Here is a 13,788-nt window from a genome sequence, read left to right on the forward strand (position 1 = left end):
CTACCTCAACGCCAAACTCCAGAGAAGGCGATCAGGTCAACCAGGTAGTGCACGAGCATAACCGGCCAAAGCGCGCCTGAGCGCCGGTACATCACCATGAAAAGGATGCCGATTGTTGCAGAGAGCAGGATGTTTCCGATCCCGGCCCACCAATGATAGGCGCCGAAGACGAGCGACGTGATGAGGATGGCGACGACTCCATCACCCACGTAAGGCTGCGATGCGTTCCGAAGCAATCGCCTGAAGATGATCTCTTCGCTGGCCGCGACCAGCGCGAGGCCAACGACGAGATCGAAGACATTAAGCCAGCCGGTCGGCTGCGGATACTTGCCAATGACGGTAGCCGGAAGTGCTGCATTGATGAGATGCTGCGGCCACTGACCGAAGCGGTCCAGCAGCGCAATTCCTGCGATCCAGACGCCGATCTCGAGAAAGGAAATTCGGCGTTGCTCGCGTCGATAGGCAACGGTCCGTGCTGCTGGAATCACCGCAAGAATGGCCAGAGCGGCGATCCGGCCGGCGTAGTCCCAGACAAGCCAACCCGCTGCAGTGTGCTGATGCAGTCGCATGAGCTGGGATGCAAAGTGCGGGACAAGCGCGAGTGCGAACCACCAGACGCTGGGCACGCGATCGGTTTTTGAATCACCAATGGCGGCCGGAGAACGACTTTCCATGCTGGGCCTTGAGGGAGGGATGCGTCACGACAGGCTTGCGCGCGACTACCTCACATTCGTCCAACATGTGTCAATCAGGTTGTGACTGTGCCTCCGTGCGCCTCGTTGCGTTAGCGCTCAGAGCCCGCGCACCCGCCCCGACCACCGCTTATACACCTCCGCCGGCACCGTCATCGCCGCAACACCGGCCATCACCAGCAATAACCCCAGTGCGAGGTTCGACGGCACGCTCTCGCCGAGCAGCAGCACCGAGAGGCCGACGCCGATCGGGATGCGCAAATAGCCTTGGGCGTTCGTCGTCAGCGTGCCGAGGCGGCCGAGGCAGACATAGAACAACATCAGGCCGAGGGCGCTGGAGACGATGCCCATGACGATGGTGGCGATGATCGCGGTCGGCGTGGGCTGCAGTGTCCAGGGCTGGTCGATCAGTAGTGAGGGCGGCAGCAGCACGAGGCCGCCGAACAGCAGCGAGCCGGCTGCCACCACCATCGGATCGTATTCGGACAGGCGGAGGCCGAAGATCGTCGCGCAGGCAAAGGAGATGGTGGCGAGCAGGATCGCGATCTCCGCCACGATCTCGCTACCGAAGCCGCGCAGCGCATCGAGCCCGACGATAGCGACGGTGCCGGCGAGTCCCAAAATCGCAACAGTGAGCTTGAGCAGTGTCGCTGGCTCGTGCCGCGTGATCAGCGAGGTGATCAGGAAGGCGAAGATCGGCGTGGTCGAGGCCAGCACAACCGTGTTCGAGGCCGGCACATATTGCTGCGACCAGGTGATGATCAGGAACGGGAAGGTCGAGTTGATCAGTTGCTGGGTCGCGAACAGCTTCCAGGCTTTTGCGTCGGTGGGGATCCTGGTGCCGCGCATCCACAGGATCGCGAACAGGAAGGCGGCGGCGATCAGCGAGCGCGCCGAGATGAAGGTGATGGGTGGGATCGTGGGAAGCGCCAGCTTGGTCAGCGGATAGGTGGAGCTCCAGCAGCAGGCGAGCGCCAGCAGCAGCGCATAATCGCGCCAGTTGCGTGCGCCGGTGGCGATGGACGGCAACGGCGATGATGCGGCCGGCCTCGCGCGACCCGCCTCGGATGTGCTCTGCGGCACCTTGTTCTTGCTCCCCGGCGCGAAAGCGCTTGGTGGGAAGTCTGGGCGAGGGGGCGCGAAAAGGGAAGGCGTCGAGCTATGCGTTTGGCTGAGGGAGTGCCTTCCGCTTCATCCGCTTGATCGTGCCGGAAAAGGTGAGCAGCAGGCGCTCGCCGGACATCATCTTGCCGCGCAGGAAGATCAGCGAGCCGCCGGCGCGGGTCACCTCGCCGGTGCATTCGATCAGCTCGCCCTCGCGTGCCGCATCGAGGAATTCACAGGCGAAATTGGTCGTCACCGCCCGGCTGTCCAGGACGTGGGTGGCGATCGCAAACAGCGAATAGTCGGCAAAGGCCATGTAGCAGCCGCCATGGACGTTGCCGGAGCCGTTGAGGTGCTTCTTCTCGACGCGGAAGGCGCTGCGGACGCTGCCGTCCGCCTCGATCCGGTGCCAGAAGGGGCCGACATGGGACTCAAAACTGTCGCGAATCCAGGTCCGCCAGCCCACAAATTCGCCCTCGGTGGCGACATGGAGGTCGGGGCGGCGCGGCGGGGGCGCTTTGGTCAATTCGTGCAAGGAAATAGGCCTTCAATTGCGGGTCTTTAGACCTTAAATCCGATCCGACCGCGCCGCGCAATTCCCGTTCCCGCCGGCCCTGCCGGCGCAAAACGTGGGACAGCGGGAAAATGCGCCATAAAGGGCTTTTCGAAGCCGTCCGATGTTCCTAAGAACGGCCAAACCGCCGCCGAAAGCCTCGAATCCATGAAGAATGAACCCAAGATCACCCCCGAACTGGTTGCCGCCCACGGGCTCAAGCCCGACGAGTATGAGCGCATCCTGAAGCTGATCGGGCGGGAGCCGACCTTCACCGAGCTCGGCATCTTCTCGGCGATGTGGAACGAGCATTGCTCGTACAAATCCTCGCGCATCCATCTGCGTGGCCTGCCGACCAAGGCGCCCTGGGTGATCCAGGGCCCCGGCGAGAACGCCGGCGTGATCGACATCGGCGACGGCCAGGCTGTGGTCTTCAAGATGGAGAGCCACAACCATCCGAGCTATATCGAGCCGTATCAGGGCGCGACCACCGGCGTCGGCGGCATCCTGCGCGACGTCTTCACCATGGGCGCGCGCCCGATCGCCTGCCTCAATGCGCTGAGCTTCGGTGCGCCCGAGCACCCGAAGACGCGGCATCTCGTCTCCGGCGTGGTGGCGGGCGTCGGCGGCTACGGCAATTCCTTCGGCGTTCCGACGGTGGGCGGCCAGGTACGCTTCCACACCCGCTACGACGGCAACATCCTCGTCAATGCCATGGCGGTGGGCCTCGCCGATTCTGACAAGATCTTCTATGCGGCGGCCTCCGGCGTGAACATGCCGATCGTCTATCTCGGCTCCAAGACCGGCCGCGACGGCATCCACGGCGCCTCGATGGCTTCGGCCGAGTTCGACGACAAGTCCGAGGAGAAGCGCCCGACCGTGCAGGTCGGCGATCCCTTCGCCGAGAAGCTGCTGTTAGAGGCCTGCCTCGAGATCATGGAAAAGGGCTGCGTCATCGCGATCCAGGACATGGGCGCGGCGGGCCTGACCTGCTCGGCGGTGGAGATGGGCGCCAAGGGCGATCTCGGCGTCGACCTCGACCTCGATGCGGTGCCGACCCGCGAGACCGGCATGAGCGCCTACGAGATGATGCTCTCGGAGAGCCAGGAGCGCATGCTCATGGTGCTCAAGCCCGAGAAGGAGAAGGAAGCCGAGGCGATCTTCAAGAAGTGGGGCCTCGACTTCGCCGTGGTCGGCTACACCACGCCGAGCAAGCGCTTCGTGGTCAAGCATGGCGGCGATGTCATGGCCGATTTGCCGATCAAGGAGCTTGGCGACGAGGCGCCGGTCTATGACCGCCCGCACGTCCCGTCCACAGCGCTGCCGGTCGTGCATGCCCGCGACGTGCCGGCACCCATGGGCCTTGGAGCTGCGCTGGAGAAGCTGATCGGCACGCCGGACATGTGCTCTAAGCGCTGGGTCTGGGAGCAGTACGATCACGTCATCCTCGGCAACACCATGCAGCGTCCCGGCGGCGATGCGGCCGTGGTGCGCGTGCAGGACGGGCCGAAGGGCCTCGCGCTCACCGTCGACGTCACGCCGCGCTATTGCGAGGCCGATCCTTATCAAGGTGGGATGCAGGCGGTCGCGGAAGCCTGGCGCAACATCACCGCCGTCGGCGGCAAGCCGCTCGCGATCACCGACAATCTCAACTTCGGCAACCCTGAGCGGCCCGAGATCATGGGCCAGTTCGTCGGCTGCCTGAAGGGCATTTCGGAAGCCTGCCGCACGCTGGACTTCCCGGTCGTGTCCGGCAACGTCTCGCTCTACAACGAGACCAACGGCCGTGCGATCCTCCCGACGCCCTCGATCGGCGGCGTCGGCCTGCTCGATGATTTCACCAAGTCGGCGTCGCTCGCCTTCAAGGCCGAGGGCGAGGCCATCCTCCTGATCGGCGAGACCCATGGCTGGCTCGGCCAGTCCGTCTATCTGCGCGACATCTGCGGCCGCGAGGAGGGGGCGCCGCCACCGGTCGATCTCGCCGCCGAGAAGCGGAATGGCGATTGCGTGCGCGGCATGATCCATGCGGGCACCGCGACTGCGGTGCATGATTTGTCGGACGGCGGCCTCCTGATCGCGCTGGCCGAGATGGCGATGGCGGGCGGCATCGGCGCCAAGCTGCTGGCGGCGCCGACTGCGCTGGTGCCGCAGGCCTATTGGTTCGGCGAGGACCAGGCGCGCTATCTCGTCACCGTGCCGGAAACCGAAGCCGGCCGCGTGCTCGCCAAGATGCGCGGCTGCGAGGTGCCTTGCGTGCGCATCGGCACCACCGGCGGCGATGCCATCGCGATCGCCGGCGAAGCGCCGGTTGCGATCGACACGCTGCGGACCTCGTTCGAGCGCTGGCTGCCGGAATATATGGGCGGGAAGGCGGCGTAAGGCGCTGCCGCAAATCAGATCTGTAGCCCGGATGGAGCGTAAGCGTAATCCGGGACCGCTATCACTTGTGGCAAGGTCCCGGATTGCGCTGCGCTACATCAGGGCTACGGACTGAGAGACCGCGCCTCACAACACGCGTGACGCGCCCGGGATCTGCCGCAACGCGCGCGTCAGCGCCCAGCTCGCCGCGACAGTCAGCACAAACCCGATCGTGGCCTTGACGATCGCCGGCAGGTCATAGTCGAACAGCCAGTATTGCAGCCACAATGCGATCGGATAATGCACCAGGAACATGCCGAACGCGTCGCCCTGCATTGGATCGAGCAACCTGGCTGAGCCTGATTGCTTGAACCTCTGGAAAAGGGCCAGGATCAGAAACATGATGGCCACGCTGAAGACGGTGAAGCAGATGGCATAGAGCGCTTCATACCAGTCCGGCAGCGGCGACGGGTTGCCCAGTATTTCGCGCTTGATGAAGATCAGCCCCCACAACAGGCAATACGGAACGATCGCGAGGACCATCCAGTCCCAGCTGACCTTTGCCATGCGGCCGTCGACAGAGAGCAGCCCACGATCCATTTGCGCAACGCCGATGCCGGCACCGAAAAAGAAATAGGTCGCGTACAGCATCACGCGCCCGTGCTGGACCGAGAACGGCCCGAACTCGAACCAGCTGCTGTGTCCGTAGTGAACCAGCCCGGGAATGTAGAACGCGGCGGTGACGGCCAGCATGACCGCGAAGAACACCGCGGGCCGGCGGCGACCGTGTAGAGAGAGGCGATTGATCGGATCGAGCAGGTTGGGTGACAGCCGGTACAAAAGGCAGGCAACCAGGTCGAAGGCGAACAAGACCCACAGGAACCAAATCGGTCCGCTCGGCCACGGGCCCTTCGTGACCATATTCCACCAGAATTCCGCAAAACCGATCTCGGGATGGTGCCGCAGGGAGATCGCGTAGTAGGCGAGTGGAATGACCGTAAAGGCGCAGATCGCGAAGGGTAGGCCAAGCCGAAGCAGGCGATCTGCCAAATAGCTCCGCACTCCCTTCCGGGCGATGCCGGACCAGGCGAACAGTCCCGACAGGAAGAAGAACATCGCCATGAAGAAACTGTCGGTGGCGAGCACGATCATGTCGAAGCCGAAGAAATAACTCGGATCGGTATGACCGAAATAGGTATAGGGGATCACCGCGTGATGCAGCAGCACCACCAGAGTGAGGAAGGTGCGGGCGCGATCGATCGCCAAGTTGCGCACCTTGCTCTGGGGCGCGGCATGCACCTCCGCGCCGATCGTCGCTGAATGTGACATCGTCATCGTGGCCGCCCCGATCCTAACCTCGGCTGGACTCTGCCGCCGGGAACTCGATTCAGCAAGGGCAGTTTGTTCGGCAGGTCGCCCCCGACCACCTCTAAAGCGCGATGCGATCAGGATGAATCGTCATCGCGCTTTAGGTTATTGTTTGAGCATGATCTTTTCGGAAAACCGCTACGCACTTTTCCGGATCATGCTCTAGGAACCAGTTCCTCGCAGCGATGTTAGCGTTCGCCGAAAACAGCGTAGGCCGTGAGACGCGGCAGTTCGGAGCTGGCGATGACGATCCTGAAATGGGCGCTGATCTTCCTCCTTGTCTCGATCGTGGCCGGCGTGCTCGGCTTCACCGGCATCTCGGCCGCCTCGGCCGATATTGCCCGCTTCCTGTTCTACGTCTTCGTCGCGATCTTCCTGGTGCTGCTGATATTGGGACTCACGATCTTCAGGGCGTAGCTGATTGAGCCCTCTTCGCCGTCATGGCCGGGCTCGACCCGGCCATCCACGCCTACCGCGGACAGATGGTGGCTGCCCGGGCATGACGATTGGGGGGCGCGGCGCTTATCCCACTTCCTCGATCTTCACCTTGTCCGGATAGAACGCGAGATGGCCTGAAATCTCCGTCATCGCTGGGAAGGGTGTCTCGTAGGTCCAGATCGCGTTGTCCAGCGTCTTGCCGTCGGCCTTCACGCTGTAATAGTTCGCGTCCCCCTTGTAGGGGCAATGGGTGACACGGTCGGTACGCTCCAACAGGGCCATGTTGGCGTCCTCCCGCGGTACATATTGCACTGCCGGATATCTGGCCTCCTTCAAGGTCAGCGCCTTGCTGGTCTCGGCGATCACGATGTCGCCCGCCGTGACGCGGACGCGCCGGGGATTTGGGGTGATCGTGATCGGGTGGTCGGGCCCTGGAAGCTTCATGATTTCACGCCTTTTCGATCAATCTGCCGCGCGCGGCACTTTGTCGTGCCTATGTCCTGATGGGATCAGGGATATAGTGCCGGAAAGCGTGACGTAGAAGGCCGTTCACGCTAAGTTTGACCTTGCCGGTGAGGGGACCCCCGGCAGCGATTCGATGATGAGGCTGCTTTGCAGCCGAGATAAGGAGCAAGACCCGAATGCCCATGGACGCCCACGATATCGAGGCGATGATCAAGGCAGCGATCCCCGATGCCGAGGTGACCATCCGTGACCTCGCCGGCGACGGCGACCACTATGCCGCGACCGTGATCTCGGAATCCTTCCGTGGCAAATCGCGCGTCCAGCAGCACCAGATCGTCTACCAGTCCCTGCGCGGCCAGATGGGCGGCGTGCTGCACGCGCTGGCGCTGCAAACCGGCGTGCCAGGTAACTGACGAAGCTGCACCTGACCTGACCAGCGCCACGGGGGACGATGATGGTTGCGGACAATCCGCACGGTGCGATGTTCCGCGTCATCACGCCGAACCGGCACAGCCGCGTGACCTATGCCGAGCTGTTCTTCGATCTCGTCTTCGTCTTTGCCGTCACGCAAGTCTCGCACGCCCTGCTGCATCATTTCACGCTGGTCGGCGCGGTGCATGTCGCGGTGCTGTTCCTGGCAGTGTGGTGGGTCTGGGTCTTCACCGCGTGGGTCACCAACTGGCTCAATCCCGAGCTGACGCCGGTCCGCCTGCTGCTGTTTGCGATGATGCTGGGCGGCCTCGTGCTGTCGACCTCGATCCCGACCGCGTTCGAGGGGCGTGGCCTGTGGTTCGCCATCGCCTACGCGGCCATGCAGGTCGGACGTACCGCATTCTGGCTGTTCGCAACGCCACCGCACCGGACCGCGGTGCGGCACAACGCGATTCGAATTCTGGTCTGGCTCTCCGTCTCCGCCGTCTTCTGGATCCTCGGTGGCCTCGCCCATCACGAAGCCCGGCTGTGGTTCTGGATCGCCGCGCTTGCGATCGAATACATCTCGCCCGCGGCCCGCTTCTGGGTGCCCGGGCTCGGCTTCTCCTCTGTCGAGGCCTGGGCCGTCGAGGGCGGCCACATGGCCGAGCGCTGCGCTCTCTTCGTCATCATTGCGCTCGGCGAGGCCGTCATCGTCAACGGCGCGACCTTCGCCGCGCTGGAATGGACCGCGGCCAACATCCTGGCCTTCGTCTCGGCCCTGGTCGGTGCCATCGCAATGTGGTGGGTCTATTTCCACAAGGGCGCGGAAGCCGGCGCCGAGTGGATCTCGAAGTCGGCCGAATCCGGGCGCCTGGCAAGGCTCGCCTACACCTATCTGCACCTGCCGATCGTTGCCGGCATCATCCTGACCGCGGTGTCGGACGAATTGGTGCTGAAGCATCCGACCGGTCATTCAGACATGCGCACGATCGTGAGCACGATCGGTGGGCCCTTGATTTTTCTGATCGGCACAATCCTGTTCAAGCTTGCGATCCGCGGCTTCCTCCAGCTCTCGCACGGCATCGGCATCTTGCTGCTGCTGGCGCTGAGCTGGTTCGCCTCGGACGTGTCGCCGCTCTGGCTCTCGGTCGCGACGACGATGATCCTGATCCTGGTGGCGGTGTGGGAATCGGTGTCGCTGGGGACCGAGCAATAGGCGGGTATGAGACACCTCCTCATCGTCGGCGCGGCCCTGGCTGCGATACTTGTCGTCGAGGAAGCGACACAGGGCTGGGCGCTTGGCCAAATCCCGTCCGCCTGCCGTGCCATGGGAGGAAAGCCTGCTCCAGCCGCCGGACGCTGCATCATGCCTGCGTGCTACTGGCAGGGCGATTGCGGGCATTGGGCCTATCCGCCGCAGTGGCTCGATCGTGTCAAGCCAGGCGACCACGTCTCAAAGGTGGTGTTCTGGCTCGGCGAGCCACTCCAGCGAGATGGTGAGCATTTCTCCTGGTCATGCGGCAAGGCTAGCACCCACAGCTTCCGTGCCGTGATCCGGAACCAACGGCTTGTGTCGGTAGAATCGTGTCCGCTCGAATGAGACCGGCCAAACGACGACTGCCGATTTACTCCGCGACCTCCAGCGCGTGCACCGAGAACATCTTCGCCGCATCCGTCCAGCTCTCGCGCACGCGCCAGCCCGCGCTCTGGGCCAGCGCGGCAAAACGCGCGATGCTGTATTTGTAGCTGTTCTCGGTGTGGATGCTCTCGCCCGGGCGGAACGAGAAGCTGGTGCCGAGCAAGCGCACGGTCTGGCTCTTCCTGCTGATCAGGTGCATCTCGATGCGGTGCCGCTCGCGGTTGTAGACCGCGCGATGGGTGAAGGCGGACAGGTCGAAATTGCCGCCGAGCTCGCGGTTGATGCGCACCAGCACATTGAGGTTGAAGCGCGCGGTGACGCCTGCTGCATCGTTATAGGCGTCGAAGAGGATCCGCTCGTCCTTCTCGAGATCGGCGCCGATGATCATCTGCGCGCCCTTGCCGAGGATCTTGCGCGCGCTTTTCAGGAAGGCCTGCGCTTCCTGCGGCTCGAAATTGCCAATGGTCGAGCCGGGGAAGAAGCCGACCTTCGGCATGGAGGCGACCGCCGTCGGCAGCTCGAACGGCGTGGTGAAGTCGGCCGCGACCGGATAGATGCCGAGCGCCGGGAAATCCCGCTTCAGGCCGCTCGCCTGTGCCTTCAGGAAGTCGCCGGAGATATCGACGGGCACATAGGCCGCGAATTTGCAATGATCGAGCAGCAGGCGCACCTTCGTGGTCGCGCCGGCGCCGAACTCGACCAGCGCGGCGTGCTCCGGGATGATCTTCGCGATCTCGCTGCCGCGCTGCTTCAGGATCGATAGCTCGGTGCGCGTCGGATAATATTCCGGCAGCTTCGTGATCGCCTCGAACAGCTCCGATCCGGTCGCGTCATAGAAATATTTCGGCGACAGCTTTTTCGGGTGCTGCGAGAGGTCCTCGATGGCCTCACGGGCGAAAGCGGTGGTCTGCTCGTCGGGAAGATGGGCCTCGGCCAAAGCGCTGGCGTGCACATTCATGGTACTCTCCTGAACGCGCTGTCCGGCGCGCATCTGTCGTCGGAATACTTAGTCGTAATCGGCAAGCCGCAGCCCGGTGAACTGCCAGCGGTGGTGCGGATAGAAGAAGTTGCGATAGGTGGTACGGCTGTGGCCTTGCGGAGTTGCAAGCGAGGAGCCGCGCAGCACCAGCTGGTTGACCATGAACTTGCCGTTGTACTCGCCGAGCGCGCCCTCGACGGCTCGGTAGCCGGGGTAGGGCGCGTACGAGCTGCGGGTCCATTGCCAGACGAGGCCGAAGGCGTCGTTGAGCTGGCCAGCGCGCGCCGCGACCTCCCATTCCATCTCGGTCGGCAGGTGTTTGCCGGACCAGCGCGCGAACGCATCCGCCTCGTAATAGCTGACGTGACAGACCGGCGCGTCCGGATCGACCGGCTTGAGGCCGGCGAGCGTCATGACCTGCCATGCGCCGTCGACCTCGCGCCAATAGCCGGGGGCTTGCCAGTCTTCCTTGCTCGCTGCGGCAAAGCCGTCCATCAGCCACAGGGTCGCGGTCCGGTAGCCGCCGTCCTGCATGAAGGCGAGCCATTCGGCATTGGTGACCAGATTGCGGGCGATCCTGACCGGACCGACCAGGGCGCGGTGCGCCGGCTTCTCGTTGTCGAAATGAAAGCCGTCGTCGACATGGCCGACGGTGTGGATGCCTTCGTTCAGTGCGAGCCAGTCATCACCGCCGCGCGTCGCGGCCGGGAAGCGCCAGGCCGGGTCATACGCCGGATAGATCGGGTTCTGCGCAAAGGCATGCAGGATGTCGGTGAGCATCAGCTCCTGATGCTGCTGCTCGTGATTGAGCCCGACTTCGACCAGCGGGGCGATTGCGCGGAGCTTGTCCGCGCCGGCCTCGCGGAAGAATTTGCCGACGGCCGCATCGACGTATTTGCGATAGGCGCCAACCTCGTCGGCGCTGGGGCGGGTGATGTCGCCGCGATGATTGCGGGCATGTCGCGGGCCGGCGCTGACGTAATAGGAATTGAACAGGAATGCGAAATCGGGGTGGAAGGGCCGGTAGCCCGCAGAATGCTCGCCGAGCAGGAATTGCTCCCAGAACCAGGTCGTATGGGCCCGGTGCCATTTGGTCGGGCTGGCATCCGGCATGGACTGGATCTGCTGGTCCTCGGGCGACAGCGGTGCGGCCCGGCGTTCGGTCTCATTGCGGACAGTCGAGAACGCCGCTTCCAGCCGCTGGGCGAGGTCGTCCTCGCGGGAGGACGGTGACGAACGCAGGGAGGCCGTGGCTGAGGCTTGTTTCGTCACGTTTTTCTCCAGACAGGACAAGAGAACGTTGTTCGCACGACCCGGTTCCATGAACAGGGTTCGTCCTAGATAGGGGCTCCGTTACGGTATGAAAGTCCTCTGCGGCGATGATATTGATGTCATCAGCCTATGGACCCGGCTGGGGTCAATCCGGCCGCCGGAGACCCGTCGCCGCCATTTTACTTTGGATGCACAACGGTTTGGGCTACATATATGGGCAGGTATCGGGTTAAATCGGCTGAGCCGGCCCGAAGCAATTGGTGAGGGCTCTGCCCCAGAAGGACACGGATATGAGCATCGCGGAATTCATCGACAATGAAGTGAAGTCGAACGACGTGGTTCTGTTCATGAAGGGGACGCCGCAATTTCCGCAGTGCGGTTTCTCCGGCCAAGTGGTCCAGATCCTCGACCATATCGGTGTCGGCTATAAGGGCCTCAACGTTCTCGAATCCGCCGAGCTGCGCAACGGCATCAAGGAATATTCGAACTGGCCGACCATCCCCCAGCTCTACGTGAAGGGCGAATTCATCGGCGGCTGCGACATCGTCCGTGAGATGTTCCAGGCCGGCGAATTGCAGCAGCTCTTCTCCGAGAAGGGCGTCGTCGTCGCGGCCTGACACGTGACCCTGCTGACGCGCCGGATTGGCGGCGCGGAGCTCGATGTCATCGTCGCCGATATCACCACGCTCGGCGTTGACGCCATCGTCAACGCCGCGAACACGTCGCTCCTTGGTGGGGGCGGCGTGGATGGCGCGATCCACCGGGCAGCCGGGCCCGAGCTCGTCGCCGAATGCCGCATGCTCCACGGTTGCAAGACGGGCGACGCGAAGATCACCAGGGGCTATCGCCTCAAGGCCACGCATGTCATCCACACCGTCGGTCCGGTCTGGAATGGCGGCACGCTCGGCGAGGACGATCTGCTCGCCTCCTGCTATCGGCGGTGCATGGAGCTTTGCGGGAAGCACAAGCTGACCTCGGTGGCATTTCCCGCGATTTCGACCGGCATCTACCGTTTTCCTGCCGACCGGGCGGCCGATATCGCCGTGCGCACGACGATCGAAGGGCTGGCTTTGGCGCCTACCGTCGCTCGCGTCGTGTTCTGCTGCTTCTCTGAACCGGGCGCAAAGCTCCATGCCGAGGCGCTTGCGCGACAGGGCGGCCCTTGTGCCGATTGAGCTGGTCGGTACACTCCGAGGCGCCATGTTCCGGGGAGGGGATATGATTTCACAATTTGGACTGCGTGCGCTCGCCTGCGGCGCGTTGGTGTCGCTTGCCGCGATGTCGCCGGCGCACGCGGAGGGCACTTACGAGATTCCGGCCGGCGCGCATTTCAATCAGGAGAAGCTCGGCAGGATCACCGACTTCTTCAAGAACGAGGTCGCGACCGGCAAGATCGCCGGTGCAAACGTGCTGATCCAGCAGCATGGCAAGCCGGTCTATCACGAAGTCTTCGGCGTGCAGGACGTGGTCAGCAAGGCTCCGATCACGGACAAGACCATCTTCCGCCTATTCTCGATGACCAAGGCGATCACTGCGGTGGTCGCGATGCAATTGGTCGAGGAAGGCAAGATCAAGCTGGACGATCCCGTCTCGAAATACATTCCCTCCTTCGCCAATGTGAAGGTCGGTGTCGAGAAGAAGGCCGAGGACGGCACGAAGGCGCTCGAGCTGGTGCCGCCGAAGCGGGCAATGACCGTGCACGATCTGATGACGCACACCTCGGGCATCACCTACGGCTTCTATGGCGACAGCCTGGTCCGCAAAGCCTATCGCGAGGCCAACATCTATGCCGGCGATTTCGATCTGGCCGAGTTCGCCGAACGCATCGCCAAGCTGCCGTTGCACAACCAGCCGGGCGCGCTCTGGCAATACGGCCACTCGACCGACGTGCTGGCGCGTGTGATGGAGATCGCCGCCGGCAAGCCGCTGATCGACATCATGCGCGAGAAGCTGCTCGATCCTCTCGGCATGGTCGATACCGGCTTCTTGGTCACGGACCCCGCGAAGCAGAAGCTCCTAGCCCAGCCCGTGCCGAACGATGCCGATTTCCGCGTCGGCCGCATCAATGATCCGACGGTCGTCAAGAAGATCCAGTTCGCCAGCGGCGGCATGGTCACGACCATGGCGGATTACAGGCGCTTTTCGCAGATGCTGCTCAATGGCGGCAGTCTCGACGGCAAGACCATCCTCAAGCCCGAGACGTTCAAGCTGATGACCACTGATCAGGTCGGCCCCGGCTCCGGCGTCGAGCGCGACTACTTCTATTTCCCCGGCGATGGCTTTGGCTTCGGCCTTGGGCTTGCGGTCCGTACCGATCCCGGCAACGCCAAGCCGCCGCCGCCCGGCAACCTCGGCGAACTCAAGTGGGACGGCGCCTCCGGCTGCTATTTCGTGATCGACCCCAAGCAGGACATGTTCTTCGTGCTGCTGGAGCAGACCCCGAGCGAGCGCCAGCGCGTGCAGCGGACGTTGAAGCAGCTGGTCTATGAAGCTATGGAGAAGTGAC

14 protein-coding genes are annotated in these 13,788 nt (G+C 63.5%); 7 read left to right on the top strand and 7 right to left on the bottom strand.

Features of this window, described 5'->3' with window-relative positions:
• Positions 1 to 5 precede the first annotated feature (5 nt).
• The 3 genes from ABIA45_RS03460 to ABIA45_RS03470 form a co-directional block, all read right to left on the bottom strand.
• The gene (locus ABIA45_RS03460; RefSeq protein WP_404539887.1) at positions 6 to 674 is read right to left on the bottom strand and encodes a CPBP family intramembrane glutamic endopeptidase; all 669 of its coding nucleotides are present in this window, start codon (positions 672 to 674) and stop codon (positions 6 to 8) included.
• 117 nt (positions 675 to 791) lie between these two features.
• On the bottom strand, positions 792 to 1,775 hold the full coding sequence (locus tag ABIA45_RS03465; protein WP_404651071.1) for a DMT family transporter: 984 nt from the start codon (positions 1,773 to 1,775) through the stop codon (positions 792 to 794).
• 76 nt (positions 1,776 to 1,851) lie between these two features.
• Positions 1,852 to 2,331 (bottom strand): PaaI family thioesterase, encoded by a 480-nt coding sequence (locus ABIA45_RS03470; protein ID WP_025037294.1) that lies wholly within the window; start codon positions 2,329 to 2,331, stop codon positions 1,852 to 1,854.
• 186 nt (positions 2,332 to 2,517) lie between these two features.
• Here ABIA45_RS03470 and purL point away from each other — a divergent pair, with 186 nt between their 5' ends.
• Positions 2,518 to 4,728: a phosphoribosylformylglycinamidine synthase subunit PurL gene (gene purL / locus ABIA45_RS03475; RefSeq protein WP_271544953.1), complete on the top strand. Its 2,211-nt coding sequence runs from the start codon at positions 2,518 to 2,520 to the stop codon at positions 4,726 to 4,728.
• A 126-nt stretch (positions 4,729 to 4,854) separates the two neighbouring features.
• Here purL and ABIA45_RS03480 read toward each other — a convergent pair whose 3' ends face one another.
• Positions 4,855 to 6,042: an acyltransferase gene (locus ABIA45_RS03480; RefSeq protein WP_157280742.1), complete on the bottom strand. Its 1,188-nt coding sequence runs from the start codon at positions 6,040 to 6,042 to the stop codon at positions 4,855 to 4,857.
• 276 nt (positions 6,043 to 6,318) lie between these two features.
• Here ABIA45_RS03480 and ABIA45_RS03485 point away from each other — a divergent pair, with 276 nt between their 5' ends.
• Positions 6,319 to 6,492 (top strand): DUF1328 domain-containing protein, encoded by a 174-nt coding sequence (locus tag ABIA45_RS03485; protein WP_007602280.1) that lies wholly within the window; start codon positions 6,319 to 6,321, stop codon positions 6,490 to 6,492.
• 105 nt (positions 6,493 to 6,597) lie between these two features.
• Here the strand turns inward: ABIA45_RS03485 and ABIA45_RS03490 are convergent, their stop codons facing one another.
• Entirely contained in the window at positions 6,598 to 6,957 is a 360-nt protein-coding gene (locus ABIA45_RS03490) for a DUF427 domain-containing protein (protein WP_036043505.1), read from the bottom strand.
• Between the two features lie 197 nt (positions 6,958 to 7,154).
• On the opposite strand from ABIA45_RS03490, the gene ABIA45_RS03495 reads away from it, so the two are divergent.
• Both ABIA45_RS03495 and ABIA45_RS03500 read left to right on the top strand, forming a co-directional pair.
• Positions 7,155 to 7,391, top strand: coding sequence for a BolA family protein (locus ABIA45_RS03495; RefSeq protein ID WP_036012929.1), 237 nt, complete (start codon positions 7,155 to 7,157; stop codon positions 7,389 to 7,391).
• 41 nt (positions 7,392 to 7,432) lie between these two features.
• Entirely contained in the window at positions 7,433 to 8,608 is a 1,176-nt protein-coding gene (locus tag ABIA45_RS03500; RefSeq protein ID WP_404655606.1) for a low temperature requirement protein A, read from the top strand.
• A 409-nt stretch (positions 8,609 to 9,017) separates the two neighbouring features.
• On the opposite strand, the gene egtD is transcribed toward ABIA45_RS03500, so the two are convergent.
• Together egtD and egtB are read right to left on the bottom strand one after the other, a co-directional pair.
• Complete coding sequence (egtD, locus tag ABIA45_RS03505) at positions 9,018 to 9,989, bottom strand: L-histidine N(alpha)-methyltransferase (RefSeq protein WP_198399607.1); 972 nt, start codon at positions 9,987 to 9,989, stop codon at positions 9,018 to 9,020.
• 48 nt (positions 9,990 to 10,037) lie between these two features.
• Positions 10,038 to 11,333, bottom strand: a complete 1,296-nt coding sequence (gene egtB / locus ABIA45_RS03510) for an ergothioneine biosynthesis protein EgtB (RefSeq protein WP_404651072.1) — start codon at positions 11,331 to 11,333, stop codon at positions 10,038 to 10,040.
• A 239-nt stretch (positions 11,334 to 11,572) separates the two neighbouring features.
• Here egtB and grxD point away from each other — a divergent pair, with 239 nt between their 5' ends.
• From grxD to ABIA45_RS03525, 3 genes are read left to right on the top strand one after another with little or no spacing between them, the layout of a single operon-like run.
• Entirely contained in the window at positions 11,573 to 11,899 is a 327-nt protein-coding gene (gene grxD, locus ABIA45_RS03515; RefSeq protein ID WP_018647423.1) for a Grx4 family monothiol glutaredoxin, read from the top strand.
• 3 nt (positions 11,900 to 11,902) lie between these two features.
• Positions 11,903 to 12,457 (top strand): O-acetyl-ADP-ribose deacetylase, encoded by a 555-nt coding sequence (locus ABIA45_RS03520; protein WP_275502210.1) that lies wholly within the window; start codon positions 11,903 to 11,905, stop codon positions 12,455 to 12,457.
• 43 nt (positions 12,458 to 12,500) lie between these two features.
• Positions 12,501 to 13,787: a serine hydrolase domain-containing protein gene (locus ABIA45_RS03525; protein ID WP_404651073.1), complete on the top strand. Its 1,287-nt coding sequence runs from the start codon at positions 12,501 to 12,503 to the stop codon at positions 13,785 to 13,787.
• The last annotated feature ends 1 nt before the right edge of the window (position 13,788 follow it).

The sequence above is a fragment of the Bradyrhizobium sp. USDA 336 genome, assembly GCF_044908355.1.
GTDB lineage: Bacteria > Pseudomonadota > Alphaproteobacteria > Rhizobiales > Xanthobacteraceae > Bradyrhizobium > Bradyrhizobium yuanmingense.